General features: G+C 44.5%; 22 protein-coding genes and 1 pseudogene. 19 read left to right on the top strand and 4 right to left on the bottom strand.

Annotation, left to right across the window (positions count from 1 at the left end):
• Window positions 1–28: 28 nt before the first annotated feature.
• From bioB to C400_RS0111075, 3 genes are all read left to right on the top strand, one after another.
• Window positions 29–1,036, top strand: coding sequence for a biotin synthase BioB (gene bioB, locus C400_RS0111085; protein ID WP_017427027.1), 1,008 nt, complete (start codon window positions 29–31; stop codon window positions 1,034–1,036).
• Window positions 1,037–1,072: 36 nt separating this feature from the next.
• A complete protein-coding gene (locus C400_RS0111080) occupies window positions 1,073–2,191 on the top strand; it encodes a glycerol dehydrogenase (RefSeq protein WP_017427026.1) in 1,119 nt (372 codons plus the stop codon).
• 131 nt (window positions 2,192–2,322) lie between these two features.
• Window positions 2,323–2,814, top strand: coding sequence for a hypothetical protein (locus C400_RS0111075; RefSeq protein WP_016820779.1), 492 nt, complete (start codon window positions 2,323–2,325; stop codon window positions 2,812–2,814).
• A 74-nt stretch (window positions 2,815–2,888) separates the two neighbouring features.
• On the opposite strand, the gene C400_RS0111070 is transcribed toward C400_RS0111075, so the two are convergent.
• A complete protein-coding gene (locus C400_RS0111070) occupies window positions 2,889–4,121 on the bottom strand; it encodes an aminopeptidase (protein WP_017427025.1) in 1,233 nt (410 codons plus the stop codon).
• 163 nt (window positions 4,122–4,284) lie between these two features.
• Between C400_RS0111070 and C400_RS0111065 the strand changes: the two genes are divergently transcribed.
• From C400_RS0111065 to C400_RS0111025, 9 genes and pseudogenes are all read left to right on the top strand, one after another.
• Entirely contained in the window at window positions 4,285–4,581 is a 297-nt protein-coding gene (locus C400_RS0111065; RefSeq protein ID WP_013371376.1) for a hypothetical protein, read from the top strand.
• 126 nt (window positions 4,582–4,707) lie between these two features.
• Window positions 4,708–5,511, top strand: coding sequence for an MBL fold metallo-hydrolase (locus C400_RS0111060; RefSeq protein ID WP_017427024.1), 804 nt, complete (start codon window positions 4,708–4,710; stop codon window positions 5,509–5,511).
• 137 nt (window positions 5,512–5,648) lie between these two features.
• Window positions 5,649–6,668, top strand: a complete 1,020-nt coding sequence (locus C400_RS0111055; RefSeq protein ID WP_016820782.1) for an aldose 1-epimerase — start codon at window positions 5,649–5,651, stop codon at window positions 6,666–6,668.
• A 156-nt stretch (window positions 6,669–6,824) separates the two neighbouring features.
• Window positions 6,825–7,535, top strand: a complete 711-nt coding sequence (locus C400_RS0111050) for a FadR/GntR family transcriptional regulator (protein WP_017427023.1) — start codon at window positions 6,825–6,827, stop codon at window positions 7,533–7,535.
• 99 nt (window positions 7,536–7,634) lie between these two features.
• On the top strand, window positions 7,635–9,179 hold the full coding sequence (locus tag C400_RS0111045; RefSeq protein WP_017427022.1) for a 2-isopropylmalate synthase: 1,545 nt from the start codon (window positions 7,635–7,637) through the stop codon (window positions 9,177–9,179).
• Between the two features lie 165 nt (window positions 9,180–9,344).
• Window positions 9,345–10,734, top strand: a pseudogene (gene fumC, locus C400_RS0111040) (class II fumarate hydratase).
• 204 nt (window positions 10,735–10,938) lie between these two features.
• On the top strand, window positions 10,939–12,405 hold the full coding sequence (locus C400_RS0111035; protein ID WP_016820786.1) for a potassium/proton antiporter: 1,467 nt from the start codon (window positions 10,939–10,941) through the stop codon (window positions 12,403–12,405).
• 219 nt (window positions 12,406–12,624) lie between these two features.
• Entirely contained in the window at window positions 12,625–13,746 is a 1,122-nt protein-coding gene (locus tag C400_RS0111030) for a phosphodiester glycosidase family protein (protein ID WP_016820787.1), read from the top strand.
• A gap of 41 nt (window positions 13,747–13,787) precedes the next feature.
• Complete coding sequence (locus C400_RS0111025; protein ID WP_017427021.1) at window positions 13,788–14,792, top strand: stalk domain-containing protein; 1,005 nt, start codon at window positions 13,788–13,790, stop codon at window positions 14,790–14,792.
• Between the two features lie 116 nt (window positions 14,793–14,908).
• Here the strand turns inward: C400_RS0111025 and C400_RS0111020 are convergent, their stop codons facing one another.
• Window positions 14,909–15,448, bottom strand: a complete 540-nt coding sequence (locus C400_RS0111020; protein ID WP_016820789.1) for a helix-turn-helix domain-containing protein — start codon at window positions 15,446–15,448, stop codon at window positions 14,909–14,911.
• Window positions 15,449–15,719: 271 nt separating this feature from the next.
• Between C400_RS0111020 and C400_RS0111015 the strand changes: the two genes are divergently transcribed.
• Together C400_RS0111015 and C400_RS0111010 are read left to right on the top strand one after the other, a co-directional pair.
• Entirely contained in the window at window positions 15,720–16,133 is a 414-nt protein-coding gene (locus C400_RS0111015; RefSeq protein WP_016820790.1) for a DoxX family protein, read from the top strand.
• A 49-nt stretch (window positions 16,134–16,182) separates the two neighbouring features.
• Window positions 16,183–17,049, top strand: coding sequence for a VOC family protein (locus C400_RS0111010; RefSeq protein WP_016820791.1), 867 nt, complete (start codon window positions 16,183–16,185; stop codon window positions 17,047–17,049).
• Window positions 17,050–17,119: 70 nt separating this feature from the next.
• Here C400_RS0111010 and glsA read toward each other — a convergent pair whose 3' ends face one another.
• Window positions 17,120–18,058 (bottom strand): glutaminase A, encoded by a 939-nt coding sequence (glsA, locus tag C400_RS0111005; RefSeq protein WP_017427020.1) that lies wholly within the window; start codon window positions 18,056–18,058, stop codon window positions 17,120–17,122.
• Window positions 18,059–18,234: 176 nt separating this feature from the next.
• Between glsA and C400_RS0111000 the strand changes: the two genes are divergently transcribed.
• Window positions 18,235–18,516, top strand: coding sequence for an AMP-binding protein (locus C400_RS0111000; protein ID WP_017427019.1), 282 nt, complete (start codon window positions 18,235–18,237; stop codon window positions 18,514–18,516).
• A 167-nt stretch (window positions 18,517–18,683) separates the two neighbouring features.
• Here the strand turns inward: C400_RS0111000 and C400_RS0110995 are convergent, their stop codons facing one another.
• Window positions 18,684–18,995, bottom strand: coding sequence for a hypothetical protein (locus C400_RS0110995; RefSeq protein WP_017427018.1), 312 nt, complete (start codon window positions 18,993–18,995; stop codon window positions 18,684–18,686).
• Window positions 18,996–19,285: 290 nt separating this feature from the next.
• Here C400_RS0110995 and C400_RS0110990 point away from each other — a divergent pair, with 290 nt between their 5' ends.
• From C400_RS0110990 to cysC, 4 genes are read left to right on the top strand one after another with little or no spacing between them, the layout of a single operon-like run.
• Window positions 19,286–20,191 carry an NUDIX hydrolase gene (locus C400_RS0110990; RefSeq protein ID WP_017427017.1) on the top strand — a complete coding sequence of 302 codons (906 nt, stop codon included), beginning with the start codon at window positions 19,286–19,288 and terminating at the stop codon, window positions 20,189–20,191.
• A gap of 31 nt (window positions 20,192–20,222) precedes the next feature.
• Window positions 20,223–20,705 carry an NADAR family protein gene (locus C400_RS0110985; RefSeq protein ID WP_017427016.1) on the top strand — a complete coding sequence of 161 codons (483 nt, stop codon included), beginning with the start codon at window positions 20,223–20,225 and terminating at the stop codon, window positions 20,703–20,705.
• Between the two features lie 5 nt (window positions 20,706–20,710).
• Complete coding sequence (locus C400_RS0110980; protein ID WP_017427015.1) at window positions 20,711–21,610, top strand: TIGR02452 family protein; 900 nt, start codon at window positions 20,711–20,713, stop codon at window positions 21,608–21,610.
• A gap of 49 nt (window positions 21,611–21,659) precedes the next feature.
• Window positions 21,660–22,262, top strand: coding sequence for an adenylyl-sulfate kinase (gene cysC / locus C400_RS0110975; RefSeq protein ID WP_017427014.1), 603 nt, complete (start codon window positions 21,660–21,662; stop codon window positions 22,260–22,262).
• The last annotated feature ends 175 nt before the right edge of the window (window positions 22,263–22,437 follow it).

Genomic DNA, 22,437 nt, shown 5'->3' with positions numbered 1-22,437 from the left:
TAACCATCTAAATGAGGGAGGATGAAGTATGAATTTATTCAATAAGGCTGTAAATTGGGACTCATTAGCTGAAAAAGCGATACATTTCAGCAATCTGACGCTGGAAGAAGGCACGGCGGTACTGGAAGCGGACGATGTGGAAATATTACCGATTATGCAAGCTGCATTTCAGGTAAGGCATCATTTTTACGGAAAAAAAGTAAAGCTCAATATGATCATGAACGCTAAAAGTGGTCTGTGCCCGGAGGATTGTGGTTATTGCTCACAATCCATCGTTTCTACGGCACCTGTCAGCAAGTATAGTATGCTGGATAAGGAATCATTGTTGGCTGGGGCAAGGGAAGCCCTAGCACGAAAAGCGGGGACATATTGCATTGTAGCTTCCGGCAAAGGTCCGACAGATCGGGAGCTGGATCAGGTGATTGATGCTGTACAAGAAATTAGTCGTACCATGCCGCTCAAAATTTGCGCTTGCTTGGGGATTCTCAAGGGAGATCAAGCACAGCGATTGGCAGATGCTGGGGTACACCGTTACAATCATAATTTAAATACAAGCAAAGCCAACTATCCCTCGATTACGACCACACATACATATGACCAACGCATCGAAACTGTGAAAATGGCTCAATCACACGGAATGTCTCCATGCTCTGGCGTTATTATCGGTATGGGGGAGACGAATGAGGAAATCGTTCAAATGGCTTATGCCTTACGAGAGTTGGATGCCGACTCTATTCCGATTAATTTCCTAAATCCAATCCCCGGAACCCCTTTGGGAGAAGCACAGCGGATCTCGCCGATCCAAGCTTTAAAGGTGTTGGCACTGTTTCGGTTCATCTGTCCATCCAAAGAAATACGCGTCGCAGGCGGAAGGGAATTGAATTTACGCTCATTACAACCGCTAGCCCTTTATGCAGCAAATTCGATTTTTGTAGGAGATTATTTAACGACAGCAGGCCAAGAAGTTACCGCTGATCATCAAATGATAGAAGATTTTGGCTTTGAAATTGAGATGTGTGCCCTTTCAGCCGTATAATAGAGATTGTACAAACATGGAAGGGAGAGTTGAATGATGAGCGAAAAAGTATTTATTAGTCCAGGTAAATATGTGCAAGGGAAAAATGTGATTGATAAAACAGGTGAATATGTTAAGCCTTTAGGCCATACGGCTTTGGTTATTGCGGACAAGCTGGTTTGGGAGATTGCAGCCGATCGAGTGGTCAAAAGTCTGGAACAGGCTGATATCACTGCTATAAAGGTTGAGTTTCAAGGAGAAGCATCCAAAAATGAAGTAAACCGTATTGCTGATGAGGGACGAAGCGGCCAGGTCGATATTGTCATTGGTGTAGGTGGCGGTAAAACACTGGATACCGCCAAAGCCGTTAATGAGCTACTCGGTTCCTCGGTGGTGATTGTTCCAACAACCGCCTCTACAGATGCCCCTACCAGTGCTCTATCTGTTTTGTACACGGATGAGGGTGCATTTGATACGTATACCTTTTTCAGTAAAAATCCGAGCTTAATCCTGGTTGACACGAAGGTCATATCTCAGGCACCGCCTTTGTTCCTCTCCTCAGGTATTGCGGATGCCATGGCAACGTGGATTGAAGCCCGTGCAGTCATTGAAGCTCGTGCTACAACTATGGCTGGCGGCTTGCCAACCTTGGCGGCAGAAGCCATTGCGTCCAAGTGCGAGGAGGTTCTTTTCGATTACGGACTGCAAGCTTATGAATCTGTGAAGCGCAAAGTCGTTACACCAGCGCTTGAAGCGGTGGTAGAAGCCAATACATTGCTAAGCGGTTTGGGCTTTGAAAGCGGCGGCTTGGCAGGTGCACATGCCATTCACAATGGTTTTACCGTACTCGAGGGAGACATTCATCACCTGACGCATGGCCAAAAAGTAGCTTTTGGCACCTTAGTACAGCTTGCCTTGGAAAAAAGACCTTTAACTGAGGTGGAGCGGTATATTGATTTTTACCTAAAACTCGATCTGCCGGTTACGCTGGAAGACATTAAGCTGCAGGAAGCTTCCCGAGAGGATTTGTACCGGGTAGCTCAGGCTGCTACCAAAGAAGGCGAAACCGCTCACAATTTACCATTTGCTGTTACAGCGGATGATGTGCTTGATGCGATTATAGCGGCTGATCAGTATTCAGTTGCCTACAAGACTAAAATTGGACATAGAAACTAATCACATACGAAATAAGTAGATTCAAAGGTCGCTGATAAGCGGCCTTTTTCCATTATTTAACTTGCGGCTTATGGTATGATTTTCATGGTACATAATTAGAAAATTACCTAAAATTTGAGAGGGGTTTAGCGATGGCCAAATGGAATGTAGAAGATCAAGGTATTCAATATAGTATTGAGTACAAGCGTGGCTTTACCGGAGGAAAAATTATTGTGAATGGTAGCGAGCAGAAGGTGAAAAGCCAGAACGCATTTTTGAACTTGATTGATTTTCCAATTCGATTGAAGGAGAAAGCTGTGAATGTTGTGGTCATTGGCAACAAAGCAGATTTAGCTGTGGACGGTATATATCTGGGGTCCAATCAACCTTATGTTCCAGTAAGTAAAGCTCCGGGCTGGAGCTGGGCTTTTGTCGTGGTCAGCTTGGTTATAGGGTGGCTATTTGCAGGTATCTTTGGTCTGTGTTTGGGGATATTAGGCAGCATGTTTTATGTGAAATCATCTTTATCCTTACATCAAACCATTAATCGAAGAGTTGTAAGCTGCTTTATTGTCTTTTTCATCATCAGCATAGTACAAATCGTATTTGGACTTGCAGCGAATTATTGGATTAATACACTGTAAATGTATGTAACATAATTTAAAGATGAAGCAAGAAGGCTCTCTCGCATGAAGCGGTGAGAGCCTTTTTTACCGTGTTAAATCGCCCAATTTCCTTTACGGAAGATCGGTTCCTCAGTACCGTCTTCGGTAACACCGTTGATATCCATTTCACCTGAACCAATCATAAAATCGACGTGAGTCAGACTGGAGTTCAGACCGTTGGCAGCCAACTCCTCTTGAGTCATATCCTTACCGCCTTTAAGATTGAATGCATAAGCATTACCGATAGCCAGATGGTTAGAGGCATTTTCATCAAACAATGTATTGTAGAATAAAATATTTTTATCAGAGATCGGTGACTTATGAGGCACGAGCGCAACCTCGCCCAGGTAGTGTGAACCTTCGTCCATTTCTACGAGATGCTGGAGAGTCTCCAGACCAGTCTCGGCCTGTACTTCGACAATACGACCATTTTCAAAGGTCAGTGAGAAGTTGTCGATGATATTGCCACTGTAGCTGAGTGGCTTGGTGCTGCTGACTTTACCGTTTACTCCCGTTTTAAGTGGAGCAGTAAATACCTCTTCAGTAGGCATGTTGGCTACAAAAGTATGTCCCTGTTGGTTGACGCTTTCGGCTGCTACCCATAGATGGTCTTTTGCCAGTTCGATAGTGAGGTCTGTACCTGGCGCCAGATAATGCAGCTTTTTATAGCGTTTGGAATTTAAAATATCAGCTTTGCTGGAGAGGGTTTTCAAATGCTCATTCCACGCCTCCACAGGGTTGTCCAGATCCACACGTACAGTGCTGAAAATGGCTTCCCACAGTTTATCCATTTGCTCGGAAGCTGGCAGATCAGGGAATACTTTGGCTGCCCATTCTGCTGAAGGATAAGCAATCAGAGACCAGCTAAACTTGTCAGCCATTTGGTATTCACGGTATTGACGTAACTCATGGGATCGCACACGCTGAGCAGCGGTAATTCTGCTGGACGGAATCCCTTGAAGCAAATCAGGATTCTCGGCAATGACATGGAGCACTGCAGCGCCATTTTCGACTTCTTCAGTCATTTCGGCTGCGTACCATTTGGGAGCAATATTAAAAGTTTCATCAGGAGCTAGTTCATACTGTAATCGGGTAACCGTCTCATCACTCCATTTTACTTTTACCAGCTTAGCTCCGACAGTATACGCTGATTTAACGATAAGTCGTACGAGTTCGGCGGACAAGATTGGCGCATGAACGATAAGTGTCTGCCCAGGTTGGACATTGGCGCCCACTCGAACGGCTAATTCCGCATATTTCTGCAATTTTTGTTGAAAATCTGACATGTAACTTTCCTCCATTTCACGAAAAAGCCTCAAATAAGAATAGGGTAATTCGCACAGTTTTTTTGCAAATTCCACACATAGCTTATATATTGTACAATGTAACGAAAAGGTTCACAAATCAGTTTTGGTACTTTTTAGTGAAAATGAAAGGGCGGATAAATAAATGACGGAGCAAAATTCTTCTCAGGAATTGAAAGAAGTACATATTCAGCAGGCGCAAATGACTAGAGATGAGAACGGTGCATATTTAGGCCAAGTGGTATTTGGAGTAGACGGACAGAGTTCTATATATGAAATCACCTTCCACAGTAAAAAGGGAAAGGAGTGGGATTATAGTCTCCATTTTGCAGGAGAGCCACGCTTGGAGGAAGAGATGCTACAGATGGATAGCTGGATTGAAGAGAACGATGATCTTTTCGACTATTTGCTGGATGCGGCATGGAGTAAATTACCCGAGTAATGTAAACATGGTCTATTTTCGTGACAAGCGGATTATATTTAGCAGTGTCCGCATAATCTGCTGACATGGGGGAAGCCTAAAGGTCGAGTATAACAGGAAATTCCATGTGAATAGGAGGGTGAAGCTTTGGCAAATCATCTGTTCACCGAAGGAATGACGGCAAATGAAGAGGCTGCTCCCGATCTCCTGAGCTTACGGACGCTGTTTGTAAATGTGTGTTTTATCGGAGAGCCGGGAAGTCGATCCTGGGTGCTGGTGGATACGGGGATGGCAGGATTCACAGACTCGATTATACGCCTAGCTGAAGAACGGTTTACGGGTCCTCCGGTTGCTATTGTGCTTACTCACGGTCATTTTGACCATGTAGGTTCGGTTATTGAGTTGGTTCAGCATTGGGGTACACCTGTTTATGCACACCCTTTGGAATTACCTTATTTAACGGGAATGAAAGATTATCAAAAACCTGACCCTAGTGTTGGGGGAGGCTTGATGTCGGGAATTTCCTTCTTGTACCCCAATGATGCTATAGATCTCGATGATCGCATCACCTCCTTGCCCCAAGATGGTAGTGTCCCCGGCGCCCCTGGTTGGAAGTGGCTGCATACACCAGGACATACGCCTGGTCATGTATCGCTTTTTCATGAGCGGAGACGCTTAATGGTAGCTGGTGATGCTTTTATCACGGTAAAGCAGGAATCGGCCTTGGCTGTGCTTTTACAGGAAAAAGAAATCCACGGACCGCCTGCGTATTTTACAACAGATTGGCAAGCTGCACAGCGGTCAGTGAGGATGTTAGCAGGCTTAAAGCCTGCAATTGCAGTTACAGGGCATGGACATTTCATGCAAGGTACCGAGCTGACTGATCAGTTGGAAAAGCTGGCTGGAAATTTTGAACACATGGCAGTACCCAAACAGGGACGTTATGTGTAATATGTGTGAAGGACGATGCCTTGCGGGGCATCGTTTTTTTGCGTGGACGTGGAATTTTTTTTGCTGGACATGGTATAGTCAAGCCAAAAGCTAAACGCTTTCATTAAACATCGTCATTTCATCAAGGAGGATTTTTGATGACACAACAGCATACTGCAATTGGTGATCTTTATTATGGAATACCGGCGATTCGTCTTAAATTTGGACGATATGAAGCGGTTGCCCTGCCAGGAAACGGCGCAAATCTGATTTCTTTTCGTGACAATGAGACGGGATATTCTTTTTTACGTGAGCCAGATGCTGAGAGCATAGAGGCTTTTAAGCAAAGCCCATCCGTTTACGGAATTCCTTTCTTATTCCCTCCGAATCGATATGAGGATGGAAAATTCCTGTGGAATGGTGTTACATATGAGCTGCCAATTAATGAAGAGGCTACCCATAACCATTTGCACGGCTTTTTACACACCGTTCGGTGGGAGGTTGAGGATTACGGTTCCGGGGAGCAAGGTAGTTATGTGGTAATGAATCAGCATGTAAGGGAAGGGCATCCTATGTTCCGTTATCTACCCTTCACCTTTACGATGAAGCTGACGTACAGCCTTGACGAATTTGGCCTGCATCAGCGTTATGTGATCCATAACGAGGGGGATCAGCCGATTCCCAACTTGTTTGCCTTTCACACAGCCATTCGGGTACCGTTTGTACCTGATAGCTCGCCTGAGGATTACAAGATTAAGGTTACGATCGGTGAGCGGCGTGAGCTGACAGATCGGTTGTTGGCCACTGGACAGTTCCAACCTTTATCCCCGGAAGAGGAACTGATGAAGACAACAGGAGTTAGCCCTTATTTTGCCTCTATGGATAATCATTATACGGCGGCTCCGCAAAATGGACGTAACTATATGGAACTCACACACAGTAAGACAGGTGCTACCCTTGTATACGATGTAGGCACTGCTTATAAGCACTGGATGATCTGGAACAACAAAGCGAACCAGGAATTCATCTGTCCTGAACCGCAAATGAACATGATCAATGCACCGAATCGACCAGACTTGCCTGCGGAAGACATCGGGTTAATTGCACTGGCTCCGGGACATATTTTTGAAACAACCAGCCGTCTGTATTGTGTTACTCCGAATAAAACGAAATCTTAATATGTTTTTTATCCAAATAAGCTTGCATCGTGGTGAACGGTGCAGGCTTTTTCGATTGCTAAGGCTCCAGTTACAAGACCACTAAGAAAGATTATGAAAAAAAAGGTTGCAGAAAAGCAATGTGTCATAGTATGATACGAAACAGGAGATGATCAGATGAATCATGGAATGATGCCTTTTCAAGCTGTTAAACGCAAGCAAATTGCAGATGAAGTGGCTGAGCAGTTGCAACGAAAAATTGCTGCTGGTGAATGGAATGTAGGCACTAAGATTCCAACTGAGCCCGAGCTTATGAAGCTATTTGGAGTCGGGCGATCTACAGTTCGGGAGGCGGTTAGCGTACTGGTGCATGCCGGTCTATTAGAGAAAAAGCAAGGACACGGGACCTTTGTCTGCCAACCGACGACTTCTCAAGAACCATTGGATTACCGACTAAGCCGTGCTGAAATTATTGAAGTTTATGAAGTGCGGAGCGTGCTGGAACTGGAGATTGCCAGATTAGCTGCATTACGTCGTAATGACGAAGATTTACGCTTGATGCGAGAGGCACTGGACCGTCGAGCTGCGACATTGGCCGCTGGAGATATGAATGGGTACTTGGATGCGGATATCACTTTTCACTTGGCTGTTGCAGCAGCTACAGGCAATAAGGTGCTTACGGACGTATACCGCAGCTTTGTAGAGGCTATTCGCAAGGCGCTGAGCAATCTGATTACCAATCCAGTGATGCCAAATCATTTTACACTTCAGCATGAAAAAATTTATGAAGCGATCTTGGATCAGGATGGTAAGGCTGCAGAGTTATATAGTATTCAGCATTTGGACGGCACCAAGCTGGAGCTGCAAAAGCATATGGGAAGTTCCTAATTTTTTTAATCCTAAACATCAGATGATCGGATGAATAAAATGATGTATAAACCTTCTACTTTGAGCATCTCCTAAAATTAAACCAAAGGTGGTATCTGTATGCGCAAAATATGGGTGTTGGACACAACGTTAAGAGATGGAGAACAATCACCAGGAGTTAGCTTAACCAGCACAGAAAAGGTGGAAATCGCTCTTCAGCTTCAAAAATTAGGCGTAGATCGGATTGAGACCGGCTTTCCGGCAACCTCACCTGGTGAGATCATCAGCATGCAGGAGATTGCCAAACAGGTCACCCAAGCAACACTGGTTGGTTTTGCACGCTCGAAAGAGCAGGATATAGATGCGGTCAGAGAAGCTCTACGGGGAGCGGAGGACGCTTGTCTTCACTTGTTCCTGGCTACCTCACCTATTCATCGCCAGCATAAGCTACGAATGGATAAAGCGAAGGTATTAGAGACCGCTGCTGCTGCCATTCGTTATGGACGTAAGTATTTCAGCAAGGTAGAATTTTCGGCAGAGGATGCCAGTCGTACCGAGTTGGACTTTATTTGTGAAGTTGTAGATATGGCAATTCGCGCTGGAGCGACCGTCGTCAATTTACCGGATACCGTAGGTTATGCCTCGCCAGATCAGTTTGGAGAAATGTTTAGAATCGTAAAACAACAAGTACCAGGTATTGAAAAAATACAGCTTAGCACACACTGTCATGATGATCTTGGGATGGCAACAGCTAATACGCTGGCAGCTATCCGTAACGGTGTAGATCAATTTGAAGGTACCATTAATGGTATTGGCGAGCGAGCCGGAAATACACCTATCGAGGAGGTCGCACTGGCCCTTGACACGAGAACCGATCTCTATGGTGCACAAACGAGTCTGGTTTTGGAGGAGCTGTATGCTACCAGTCGATTGGTAAGCAAGCGTACTGGAATGTCGGTACCGGGGAACAAGGCCATTGTTGGGGCCAACGCATTTGCACATGAGTCCGGTATACACCAGGACGGGATGCTGAAGGAGCGTACAACATATGAGATCGTGTCCCCTGAGCGCATTGGTTTGAAGACCAGTAAACTTGTATTAGGCAAGCATTCGGGAAGTCTTGCGTTTAAGGAAAAACTGGCGGACATGGGGTTTGATGTTTTGACAGAGGAACAACTTCAGGCTGCATTTCGCAAATTCAAAGCCTTGGCAGATAAGAAAAAACAGGTGTTGGATGAGGATTTACTTGTCCTGATGGATGAAAGCCGCAATGCCTCACCTCAAATTTACACACTAAATTCTATTCAGGTGTCCTATGGTAATCAGTCGGTTCCAGTCGCCTCTATACGGTTGAATAAACAAGATGGCACATCAATTGATGAAGTTGCGATGGGTAATGGTTCTGTAGATGCGATTTTTCATGCGATTGACAAGGCTAGTGGTGAAGTGGTGGAGTTGGAGGATTACTCCATCCAGTCTGTAACGTATGGCAAAGATGCGTTGGGGGAAGTTCACGCTATTTTGAGGCAAGGTGAGTACACAGCACTGGGAAGAGGTACTAGTACAGATATTTTGGAAGCTAGCGCTAAAGCTTATATCGACGCACTAAATAAGCTACTGGGCAGAAAAGAAGTGCATGCCAAAAGCAACATCACGATTAGCTGAGGCTGGTAATCAAGCTCATAGCTGAATTTTTTCTTCTATCTCCTCTAACCTTATCGTAAAAAAGCGCTTGCAAAATATATGATAACATTTGAAATTTAATGTATAATAGGCAAAGAAGATCACCATATTTTGTCTGAATTACATAGGCCAAGAGGAGGAAATGAGTTGAACTACCGCATTGAAAAGGATACGTTGGGCGAAATCAAAGTACCGGCAGATCGTTTGTGGGGAGCGCAGACACAGCGCAGTAAGGAAAATTTCCCGATTGGCTCGGAGAAAATGCCATTAGAGGTCATTCAGGCGTTCGCGGTACTCAAAAAAAAGTGCGGCGATCAGCAATTATAAGTTGGGTAAGCTATCTCAGGAAAAACAGGATGCTATTATTTATGCAGCGGATGAAATTCTAGCTGGACGAGTTGATGACCATTTCCCATTGGTTGTATGGCAGACAGGGAGCGGTACGCAGTCTAATATGAATGTCAATGAAGTGATTGCTCATCTAGGCAGCGAATGGTTACAAGAACAGGGAAAAGATGCGAAGCTGCATCCGAATGACGATGTGAATATGTCGCAAAGCTCAAATGATACGTTTCCTACAGCGCTTCATGTAGCGGGTGTCATTGCGGTCGAGGACCGTTTGTTGCCTGCCATTGACAAGCTGAAAGAGACTTTTCAACAGAAGTCAGAACAGTTCAAGGATATTATCAAAATTGGTCGAACCCATTTGCAGGATGCGACACCGCTTACACTGGGTCAGGAAATTAGCGGCTGGTATGCCATGCTGGACAAAAGCAAGCGAATGATCGTCGACATGGTTCAATATATGAAGGAGCTGGCGATTGGCGGAACAGCAGTGGGCACAGGAATTAATGCTCATCCAGAGTTTGGCTCCCGAACCTCTGCGGAAATTTCCGGCTTCACTGGCAAAACGTTCACTTCTGCACCTAATAAATTTCATGCGCTGACCAGTCACGATGAAGTGGTGGCTGTACATGGAGCAATCAAAGCGCTAGCTGCGGATTTGATGAAAATCGCCAATGATGTTCGCTGGCTGGCTAGTGGTCCGCGAAGCGGCTTGGGGGAAATCACGATTCCTGCTAACGAGCCGGGTAGCTCCATTATGCCAGGTAAGGTAAATCCCACCCAGAGTGAAGCACTGACGATGGTCGTTACGCAAGTCATGGGTAATGATGCAGCTATCGGATTTGCAGCAAGTCAAGGTAATTTTGAACTGAATGTGTTTAAGCCAGTAATCATATACAACTTTTTGCAATCAGTTCATCTACTGGCCGATTCCATCATTGCTTTTAATGACAACTGTGCCGTTGGCATCGAGCCCGATCTCGCCAAGATTGAGCACAATTTGAATAATTCACTAATGTTGGTGACAGCATTGAATCCACATATTGGATATGAAAATGCTGCTAAAATCGCCAAACTTGCACATGCAGAAGGGCTGTCTCTAAAGGAAGCGGCACTCCGCAGTGGACTGCTGACGGAAGAGCAGTTTGACCAATATGTTGTACCAGCACATATGATTCAGCCCAAAGCCTAAGCACGACGAACGGGTACAGCTTGAGAAATTTAAAAAAAATGTACAAACCAGCTTGTGGAGTGCGGAATTTAGCACAGACCATGAGCTGGATTTTTTGATTTTCTCATATATTTTTTTACTTATGATTAGTATTCTGTGTGATTTGAGGGTATATAGTTAGAAGGCGAAAAAATGAACATTTATTTTCAAGATAGGAGAAGCCGTATGGAACAGACAACCGTGATTAATTTGATTGTGCTTTTGCTGTCCGGCTTGCTGCTGGTCGGTGTGCTGACTACCAAATTTTCCAGCCGTTTCGGTATGCCTGCGCTCGTTTTGTTTATTGCTGTAGGCATGGTGCTCAGTCAGTTTATTTATTTTGATAATGCCTTTATCACACAGCTGGTGGGCATTCTCGCGCTCATTGTAATCTTGTTTGAAGGCGGGATGCAGACAAAGTTTACAGATGTTAAGCCAGTAATTCGACCTGCGTTGTCATTATCAACGTTAGGGGTCATCATCACGACTGTAGTCATTGGCGTGTGCGCCAAGTTTATTTTAGGCGTAAGCTGGATGGAATCCATGCTGTTTGGCGCTATTGTCGGATCGACAGATGCGGCAGCTGTGTTTTCCGTTTTAGGAGGTAAAAACATCAAAAAGCGAATTACCTCGACGCTTGAAGCGGAATCCGGCAGTAATGACCCGATGGCTGTATTTCTCACAGTAACATTGATTGAGCTGATACATCACCCTGAGCAATCCATTTGGATACATATCTTGTTGTTTTTATGGGAAATGGGTTTTGGTCTAGCCGTTGGTTTTGTACTCGGACGCTTAGGTGTATATGCGATTAATAAAATGAATTTTGATTCATCCGGTTTGTATCCTGTAATGGCATTGGCATTTGCAGTCTTGACGTATGCGGCGGCATCATTACTGGAGGCGAGCGGATTGCTGGCGGTATATGTCATGGCCATTGTATTGGGAAATTCCGACTTGACCTACAAGCGATCCATTATCCATTTTAACAATGGCTTCGCCTGGATGGTGCAAATTATGATGTTTGTCTTGCTCGGCCTATTGGTCTTTCCCGATCAATTGCTGGGCATTGCGTGGCAAAGTTTGGCGCTCTCCTTCATCCTCATGCTGGTGGCTCGTCCAATAGGTGTGTTCCTAAGCTTGCTTTTTTCCAGGTACTCTGTTCGCGAGAAGACACTGTTATCCTGGGCAGGACTGCGGGGAGCGGTACCCATTGTACTAGCAACTTATCCATTACTGGACGAAATGGATGTAGGACCTTTGTTTTTTAATGTCGTATTTTTCGTTGTGCTCACCTCTGCGATTATTCAAGGTACCACGATCTCGTGGCTAGCGGTGAAGCTTGGCTTGATGGACCCTAACGAGACATCGTCGCCTTCACTGTTGGAATTAGTTTCTTTGGGAAAAACCACTTCGGAAATCAACCACATTCAGGTACAAAAGGGGATGTCGATAGCCGGCAAGGCGATTCAGGATATACAGCTGCCTGAAGACATCTTATTCACAGCCATTATTCGGAACGAGCAAATTATTGCCCCGAGAGGTACAACTGTGATTGAACCGGGCGATACTTTGTATGTGCTTAGTCCCAAACTTAAGCGCCAGCAGATGAAAGAGCTGTTCATGCTACTCGAACCGGAGGCTGCTCCGTAAATAGGATATCCCCCTATTTACAGCCCTTCACATTTATGTGAAGGGCTTTTTGCTGTATTCTTTTTAAGAGTGGATGAATCTGTTAAAAAAATTGACACTATCATTCTACAAAATTAGTTTATGATATTGTCGTTAGATGTCGCAGCCTATCGCTACTGATCATTTGATGGGCAATAGTGAAGAAATACGATAGAAGTCACCAAACAGGAGAGATGATGAATGAAACCGGAAGTCTTGCCACAGCGTGCAGCAGCTCGCAGGCAGAAAAATAAGAAAAAGAAACGAAAAGGAAAATTTGGTCGCTTTATGTTGCGACTTTTTATTGTATTCCTGTTAGCAGGAATTGGGGGCGGTGCATGGTTGTTTTTAACCCCTTCTGGCAAGGAGATGCGCTATTTGGCTGCGGATACGCTGATTACGACTCAGCATCGTCACTGGGCGAAATATTTTATCGGCGAAGCAGAGGCGAAGAAGCGCGTGGCTGAATATTCGGCCCGGTTCGAAGAGATGGGAGAGGAAAAGGATAGACATACAATCAATCTGCCTGATCTGATACCTACTAAAGTACAACAGACGCCGTTGGTTGAAGTGGAAGAGGTATCGGGTCGTAACTATCATGGCTATGTTATGACGGTGCATGACCCCACTAAAATTAGGCTCGGGGTTCCTGCTAAAGTCGGCCGGGGAGAACATGTATCTAGTATGGTCGAGCGTTTGGGGGCCGTTGCTGGTGTAAACGGCGGTGGATTCGCTGATCCCAACTGGAACGGAAATGGCTTTAAACCGATTGGTGTTGTCATTTCTCAGGGCCAGATATACTACAACGATATGGGTAAAAATGCCTCTGTTCAAATCGTAGGTATTGATAAACAGGGAAAAATGATAGCCGGTCACTATTCGTTGTCCGAGTTGTCCAAAATGAATGTGCAAGAAGCGGTTACTTTCCAACCACGCCTAATTGTGAATGGAAAAGGTCTGATTCGCAATGCAAGCGAGGGATGGGGCATTGCTCCCCGTACCGCGATGGGACAGAGAGCAGACGGGGCAATCCTTTTCGTAACCGTCGACGGTCGCCAGCCTGGGTACAGCATAGGTGCCAACTTGTATGATATGCAAAATATTTTACTTAAGCATGGAGCGGTTATCGGTGCTAATTTGGATGGAGGTTCATCAACGGTGCTCGTCAAGGATAACACCATTGTCAACAAGCCTTCCTCTGAATACGGAGAACGATATTTGCCGACTGCGTTTCTCGTATTTGAGCATCCAGAGACCGTCAGTATTCCGAACATCTGGGCAGGGATGAGACCTGGAGACATTGACGCAGCCAAAAAGAAATAGAGCCGGAATGAACAAGTCTATTAAGTGAACGGAGACTCATAATGAAGCTAGATCGAACAGGATTTCAGCGATTGTTTGTCGCCTTGCTGATGCTACCATTGCTCTTGACAACAATGCACCAAGGAGAAGTCGAAGCGGCTGAACAGGGAACCACAGCACCTCAATCAACACCACAAACAGATATTGTTATAGCCGGTCAACCCTTAAACAACAAGACCAAATCTCTATTGATTGACGGTAAGCTCATGGTACCGCTTAAACCTTTGGCTGAAGCTGTAGGTGCAAGCTACCATTGGGATGCTAAAAAAAAGCAGGTCACGCTGCAAAAGTGGGCAGAACCCTTAGTTCTTAAGGAGCGATTACGTAAGAGCAAGCAGCAGCTTACATTTGAGGTTGTAGGTAAAGACGTATATGTGCCTCTTAGAGATGTATCGCTTGATTTAGGTTATACGTTAGAGAAGACAAATACACAGATTCAGATCCAGCCACCGATTCACGGTAAACTAAAAGAACAAATATATGAGGGAGATCTCGTGGCAGCACGTGAAGCATTAATCCACTTAGAAAGACGTTCTGTCCATCCTTATATAGAAGAACATCGTCCTAACACTGAGCTGCTGTCCAGTGTCTATATGTTCCCCCAAGGCGAAGCATTGCGGTATTTTACAGTGAACGGGGATGTGCTGAGTCTGGTTGAAGTGAAGGACGGTTTTCCGATTGTTACCTATCAAGGGTATGTGGGAGCTCCCTTTGATAAAACCTTTACGATGGAATACGATCCACTGGAGCTGTTTTTGGCTAATAAAGCCAAAGATCAGTGGGGAACCTATCCGAAATTAAATAAGCCGCTGATCTACGAGTATACTACAGGATGGGGGGACAGCAGCTCTACTTATTATGGGCGTATTACTACGGATAAAAAAGAAGAGTTGTTGGGTACGACGGGTGATCCGGTAAGCGGGCTCCCAGCCAATGCCAAGCAGATCATGAAAACCTTTAAGCTGCCGTGGGAATCACGTACAGATGCCCAGCAGGCGATGGGATAAGTTTAGCAGAGTAGCTACTACAAAAAAGCGTGTATCGTTGAAGTTAATTTAACTTCCCGGTACACGCTTTTTACAATGAAATGGGTAATGAATATTGTGATATGCTCAAATCTTGTTTAGGCGTCATTTTCTGCTTCGAGAAACACGGAGATCAGAATACGCGCGTTGTTTTCTCCAACATTTTTGGCATAGTGGGGGATGGCTGCTCTCCAGCTAAAGGAATCTCCTGCTTCCAGAGTAGCTGAATCCTCACCCTGCTCCACGTATACCGTACCCTCCAAAATAAAATGAATCTCATCCCCTGCATGAGCATGTTCTTCTTCTGTAGATGAGCCTGGCGGCATGTCCACCAGCATCATTTTGACATTACCCTGACCACCCAAATGATCGACCTGGAGTTTGTTTTTACCATACAATGTTTTACGACGCTCGTCCTTACGAATCACTTGCATCCGTTCCTCTTCTTTAAGAAGCAGAAAAGCGAGAGGTACGTTCAGCGCATTAGCGATGCTGTCCAATGTAGCGATGGAAGGGGAGGTTTTATTATTTTCGACTTGACTCATAAATCCTTGAGATAGACCGGTTCGTTCGCAGATTTGCTGGATGGATAAATTTTTACGTTTACGAGCCGCACGAATGTTGCATCCTATACCCATAGAGCGTTCCTCCTTTTAGGGAAATATAATATATACTAATTTATTATTCATCATACCAAATAATTTGTTGACAGACTATAGTTTCTTATGCTAAATTCACATTACAAAATAATTATTACTATTACTAATAATTTGAGTGTAATTCATACTTATGTGTTGCAGTATAGATTCGGACGTCATTATTTTTTTGGCTAAATTATTAGTAATATAAATTAATTATTCATATACGCTTGTATGAGTGTATTAAAACAAACAGAATGGAGAGATAAAGATGAGTTCAGCAAGCAGAAATGTTTCTACAATTATGCGGGTGGCGCTCGGAATTTTGTTTTTGGCGCACGGAATTGCTAAATTCCAAATGGGATTGGGTAATGTTGCAGGCTGGTTTTCCAGCATTGGTGTCCCAGGATTTTTAGGTTATGTCGTTGCGGTGATTGAGTTGGTCGGCGGGATTGCATTAATTCTTGGATTGCTTACTCGCTATGTATCCGGACTTTTAGTTATTGTATTGATCGGCGCTATTTTCACGGCCAAATTGTCCGGCGGGTTGATGGGGAATGGTCAAGGCGCTGGCTATGAGCTGGATATTGCTTTTATTCTGGTAGCTCTTCATCTCGTATTTGCGCCGACAACTCGCTGGTCTCTGGATTCTTTGTTCAGCCGTCGTGGGTCAACAGAACAATAAATTTGATTAAGCCTTAGTCCTCCAATCCATGTAGAAAGAGGGAAATCTCATGACAGCACATATTCATGACAACACTAAAATCGGGCAGGTTTCATTAAAAGTTAGTAACTTGGAGCGCTCTATTCAATTTTACACTGAGGTCATTGGTTTACAGCTTCTACGTCAAACAGCGGATACCGCTGAATTGACTGTTGACGGAAAGCATGCGCTACTGATTCTTAACTATATTGAAAATGCAGTTATTCTGCCGCGCCAGTCTGCAGCCGGATTGTATCACTTTGCTATTCTTCTACCGGATCGTATAGCTCTGGGTTTGTCTTTGCGTAATCTGCTGGCTCATGAGATTGAAATCGGACAGGGAGACCATGATGTAAGTGAAGCATTATACATCCATGATCCCGATAATAACGGAATTGAAATCTATGCGGATCGTCCTCGTAATCAATGGAAAAAAGATGCAAATGGATTTTACATGATGGGAACTGGACCTGTGGATGCAGAAGACCTGATTGCCATTTCTGAAAATTTACCTTGGCAGGGACTGCCACAGGGAACGGTAATTGGGCATGTTCACTTCCATGTGTCTAATTTGCTCACAGCACAGCAATTTTATTGCGATGTGCTTGGCTTTGACATTACATGCCGATATGGATCTTCAGCCTTGTTCGTTTCCGCAGGTGGTTACCACCACCATATGGGCTTAAATATATGGGCAGGTGAAGGAGCGCCACCAGCTCCCGAGCAGGCTGCTGGATTGGATTATTTTGAACTGAATGTTCCAGACCAACAAGAATTGGATGCCATTACTGCTCGTTTGACTGCGGCAGGTTATCGATTACAAGAACGTGATGGGGCCTTGTATGTGGCTGACCCGTTCCGTATTCAAATCAAATTGGTTCAGGGTCAAACCATTTAACATAGCAAGAACGTAACAGAAAAGGGTATTCCTATGAGCCGTACTGGCTGGGAATACCCTTTTTTATATCCTAAAACAAACTCCAATCCAAATCGCGGGACATTGTCTCCAGCAAGTGTACCCCCGCTGTACTGTTGCCCATACGATTCAATGAAGGCCCCACTAACCCGATGCCGTATCGTCCAGGTACCATCGTCATTATACTGCCAGATACGCCGCTTTTGGCAGGGAGTCCGACTTGAATGGCAAATTCACCAGAGGCGTCATACATACCGCATGTTGTCATAAATGTTTTGGCGATCTGTACATAGCGACGGGGGATTAAAGGTATACCTGTGACCGGATCACGGCCGTTGTAGGCTAGTATGAGTCCCATACGTGCTAAATCTGTACAGTTTAATTTGACAGCACAATGTCTGAAATAGACGTCAAGCACATCCTCCACATGACCTCTTAAAATCCCCTTTTCCATTAGAAAATAAGCAAGGGAACGGTTCAAATGGCCTGTGGCTGATTCTGAATCGTAGACATCCTGATCATATTCCAATGTGTCATTATGAGTAAGCAGACGGAAAAATTGAAGAACACGGGCAAATCTCTCTTCTGGACTGTTTCCGCGAATCAGAGAGGAGACCGCGATTGCTCCGGCATTAATCAGTGGGTTAAATGGAATCCCCGGCTCGACTAGTTCTAGCTTTAGCATGGAATTAAAACGGTCTCCGGTAGGCTCCATACCTACCTTAGAGAAGACAACGTCCTCTCCATTATCCATCAAGGCCAGAATGAGCGTAAATACCTTTGAGATGCTTTGCATCGTAAACTGGATTTCCGTATTTCCGGCTACCACGGTCTCACCCGCACCGTTCATGACCACAATACCCAGCGCGTCGGCCGGGGCCTTGGACAGTTCGGGAATATACGCTGCTACCTTGCCATGAATATACTCATGACGGCTTTGTTCTACCCATTCCGGCAGTTTGGTCTGTAGTCTCTGCCACTCCGATGTCATTTCTTTTCCTCCAGTCGAGTAACCAATCTGTGGTATTTATTGTAGAGCAAGAAGTAGCTATATACTTATTTTAAAGAAATGTTCAGTCGAAAAACAAGCTCTGATGTCATTTCTTTTTCTCCAGTTAAATCCCCAATCTATTGTAATATCTGGATTATGGCTGACAGGAGAAGGAGATGAAGTTGAGCATGTTACACGGTATGTTAGCGGATTACCCACGGGAGAAAACGATTCATCAGTTGTTTGAGGAGCAGGTTGAGCGCACACCGGACCATGTGGCGGTTGTACTTGGGGACAAGCACTTGACGTATGCTGATCTGAACAAACAGGCCAATCAGCTTGCACATGCTTTGCGGGTCAAAGGTGTAGATAAGGACGAGCCCGTCGGGATCATGGTCGAATGCTCATTGACTATATCGATACCGAACTTTATGTCGATAACTCAAAATCGTTTTTGAGCAGTCTACAGGAGCTTGAAACCGATGACCTTTGGTACAAGTAAAGTGAAGTGAAGTGAAGTAAGGTGAAGTAAAAAAACTGCCGACAGGGTCGACAGTTTTAGTTTAAAGACCTTCTGATGATTCAATTGGATTCATCAGAAGGTTATTTTGCTATGTACTAGAAATCAATAATAGCTGCTGGAATTTAATGAGCTTATGATCGCAGGCAATAAAGCAACAGCCATAATGATATAGATAACAATTACAATAGCGGCCCATAGCAGGCCTGCTTTAGCGTAGTTCGCTTTGCTCGGATTTGTCGAGCCGCTAAAAGCCCACACAAACAGCATAACAATTCCAACTACTGGTATTGCCATCAGGAGTAAGCTGATCATCCACTCCTTGAATGAAACAGGTGGCGGGTAAACAGGGGCGGGTCTGGACGGTGCTCCTTGTTGATTGTATTGCGGATTAAACGGGTTAGACGGGTTAGACAATTGAATCTTCTCCTTACGTGTTTAGTATGTTGTGTTTCCTATATTGTCCAAAACATCATACATGATATGACAATAAGCAACAAGTAAAATTCAGTAAACAGTCTAATAGTACTATCACATGACCAAAAATAGGTCTATACACCCTATTGACGAAGCGCTAATTATATATTAACGTATTGATATTAACATTTTGTTTTTATCAAATAATTTAAATTGAAATTTTTATAGAGTATTCGTTGCTTTTGAAGCAAAAGCGATGATGTCCCAAATATGAGCAGGAGGTGACACAAGTGACAGATAGATCGAAATACAACGACAGTGGCTTGACGGAGGAGCAATTTTTGGCCCTTTATGATGCGAATCAATATGAGCGTCCATCCGTAACGGTAGATATGCTGCTATTTACTGTAATGGATCAGCTCCAGCAGAATTACCGTAAGCTACCGGAGAAAACACTTCAGCTCCTATTGATCCAAAGAGGAGAGCATCCTTTTATAGGGCAATGGGCGTTGCCTGGTGGTTTTGTAGGCATGAATGAAAGCCTCGAAGAAGCTGCACGACGCGAGCTTAAAACCGAAACCAACGTAGATCAGATTTATATGGAACAGCTGTATACTTGGGGAGATGTGGCACGTGATCCGCGTATGCGGGTGATCAGCTGTGCTTATATGGCGTTAGTCGATCATGAATCTTTGGAGGTACAGGCAGGAGATGATGCCGCAGATGCTCAATGGTTTGAGCTGGATTACAGTGTGGCTCAGGAGACGCGGACGAATCAACCGGAAGGTTATACGTGGGAGCAAAACATTGACATCACATTGAAGCATGCGGACATCCTTCTGTCAGCCAAAGTGAAAGTAACTGAAATTCTTAAGGGGAAAACCATAGAAATCAAGCGAGAAGTCTTGGAGTCACAGGGAATTGCTTTTGATCATGCCAAAATTATTGCGTACGGTATTGAGCGTCTACGCAGCAAAATTGAATATACCGATATCGCATTTCACCTGATGCCAGCTCTATTTACACTGAGTGAACTTCAGCAGGTGTATGAAATTATTTTAGGTAAAGAACTGTTGGCCGCGGCTTTTCGTCGTAAAATAGCAGATCTTGTGGAAGAAACCAATGAATACAGGAAGGCGGCCGGACATCGTCCGTCCAAGTTATACCGATTTAAGCCACGGTCACGTTTTATATAGCATAAAAAGGAAGAAGAAATGAGGATTAGTCATGGAGAAGTTTACATTTTTTTATCGCAGTCATTCACCATTTTCGCAATGGTACCCTTGTGAATTTGTCGTGGATGGATTGGAATTTAACTGTGCTGAGCAATATATGATGCTGAAAAAAGCGCAGCTTTTTGGAGATGATGAGGCAGCCCTGAAAATTATGCAAGCTCCTACCCCAAGGGAGCAAAAAGCCCGTGGTCGCAGTGTACGCGGATTTGACCAATCCTTATGGGAAGCAAATTGTCAGCAATTCGTGTATGACGGGAATTATGCCAAGTTCACCCAAAATACGAATTTGCTCAAGCATCTGCTTAAAACGAAGGGTACTACTCTGGTTGAGGCTAGTCCGACGGACACCATCTGGGGTGTCGGTTTAGCTGAAAATGATGCTCGTATACAGTACCGGAAACAATGGCGGGGTACGAACTGGCTCGGCGAAATATTGACGAATTTACGTGAGGATCTATTGCAAAAGGAGGATTAGTTATCATGAATCACACAATGAATTCCCGGAGTAAGCGGGATGCCAGGTCACATATGGCGCATGAAACACTGTCCATTATGGAGAATGGGCATTATACGAATACCAAACAGATACAAGTAAATATTGCTAAAGAGGTAGGGAATGCGGTCACAGGTTCGAAACTATATAGACCTTCTCAACTGGTAGCTGTAAAGCAAGAGGCAGAGCAAAGAATAAAAAGTATATTAGGAGCTTCTTCCCATGTTGACGAACAGGCGATCATTGGGAACATGGAAGTTACGGGAGAAAGTACGTTGCAGGCCGCACATAGACTCCGGGTCGAGGAGAAGCGGGAACACGTAGCATGTTTGAATTTTGCATCAGCCAAAAACCCAGGAGGTGGATTCCTCGGAGGCAGTCAGGCTCAAGAGGAAAGCTTGGCTCGTTCGTCAGCACTGTATCCTTGTATTTCACAAATGGTGGAAATGTACCAACATAATCGGAAGCTGCGGAGCTGTTTTTATTCAGATTATATGATTTATTCTCCTCGAGTTCCTGTATTTCGGGATGATCAGGGAACATTGCTGGAAGAGCCGTATCTAGTCGATTTCCTGACCGCGCCTGCTGTGAATGCTGGAGTCGTGCATGAACGGGAGCCAGAGCAGGTCAATCGGATTGGAGAAGTTATGTTGGAGCGCATTCGTTACATTTTGGGAATGGCCATGCAAAACGGTGTAGAACATCTTGTGCTTGGTGCTTATGGTTGTGGAGTATTCCGCAATAAGCCGGAGGAGGTAGCCAGTTGGTTTAAGCAAGTACTTGTAACTGAAGGATATGGATTCCTGTTTAAACGGGTTGTCTTTGCGGTATTGGACCACAAAGCAGAGCAGCGTACTTTAAACAGTTTTAAAAATGCTCTATCCTGATGTTAGAGACAGATTAAACATTAATACTGATGAAATAGGAGAGTGCTGAATGAACCCATCTTCCAACATTACCTGGCATGTATCAGAAGTGGATAAGCAAGCTCGACAGCTTCTGAACGGACATAAGAGTCCGGTGCTTTGGTTTACGGGGCTGTCTGGCTCGGGAAAGTCAACGGTATCCTCCACACTCGAAAAAGCGTTATATGCAAGAGGTATACGTACATTTATTTTGGATGGGGATAATGTTCGGCATGGTTTGAATCGCAATTTGGGTTTCCTGCCCGCTGACCGCAAAGAAAATATTCGTCGTATAGCCGAAGTGTCCAAGCTAATGGCCCATGCGGGTGTTCTAACGATTTGCGCCACCATTTCGCCTTATCGTGAGGATCGTGAAATGGTAAAGGACATTTTACAGCAGGAGGGCTGTTACGAGATTTATATCCGATGCAGTCTAGAGGAATGCGAGCGTCGTGATCCAAAAGGCATGTACAAGAAAGCAAGAGCTGGAGAAATCCAACATTTTACAGGGATTGATGCTCCATATGAAGTACCGCTGGAACCTGATTTAATCGTATCTACGGAAGGCCGGGAGGTAAAGCAGTCGGTACAGGATATTTTGGATTTTCTCGATAGAAAGCAGCTCTTATTATGATTTTATGATGAATTCTATATGAATATTGTCTGAAAGTCTCTATAGCAAAACCTAAAGAAGTGATCAATGCGATCATTTCAGAATATAGAAATTGAAGTCACTTTATTGTAAATAAATACAGCACTATATTACGGCAAGCCTTAAGGGGCTTGCTTTTTTTATTTGTGATTTTAAA

Origin of the sequence: Paenibacillus sp. ICGEB2008 (assembly GCF_000307675.1) — a bacterium.
Classification (GTDB): domain Bacteria; phylum Bacillota; class Bacilli; order Paenibacillales; family Paenibacillaceae; genus Paenibacillus; species Paenibacillus polymyxa.
This window is presented reverse-complemented; position numbering and strand designations above follow the sequence as displayed.